This is a genomic window from Bradyrhizobium sp. NBAIM08 (assembly GCF_020193935.1).
Classification (GTDB): Bacteria; Pseudomonadota; Alphaproteobacteria; order Rhizobiales; family Xanthobacteraceae; genus Bradyrhizobium; species Bradyrhizobium yuanmingense.
This window is the reverse complement of sequence record NZ_JADYVR010001396.1, coordinates 1-380: the sequence shown is the minus strand read 5'-3', so window position 1 is coordinate 380 and position 380 is coordinate 1. Positions and strand designations below refer to the sequence as shown.

The following is a 380-nucleotide window of genomic DNA, read 5'->3' as shown; positions in this document are numbered from 1 at the left end:
GCTTACTGCCGATGGTGAATGGGTTAATAATCCGGGGAATGAACGTACCTCGCTGAAAGGAAAACTGCGCGGGCAGAAAATTGATGCCGCCGCAGAATTTTTTGGTGTCACGACGCCCATACGCCAGTCGTCATTTAATGTGGATTACGATTTACACTGGCGCAAAGCACCCTGGCAGCCAGATGAAGCGACGTTGAATGGCATCATTCATACTCAACTGGGTAAAGGCGAAATTACCGAAATCAATACCGGACATGCCGGGCAATTGCTGCGCTTATTGAGCGTAGATGCCCTGATGCGTAAGCTGCGTTTTGATTTCAGAGACACTTTTGGCGAAGGGTTTTATTTTGACTCCATTCGCAGCACCGCGTGGATTAAAG

The 380-nt window shown here is 48.7% G+C and carries 1 protein-coding gene; it reads left to right on the top strand.

What is annotated here, in order from left to right:
* On the top strand, nucleotides 1-380 hold a 380-nt coding region (locus I6F37_RS45105), incomplete at both ends, for an AsmA-like C-terminal region-containing protein (RefSeq protein ID WP_225155144.1).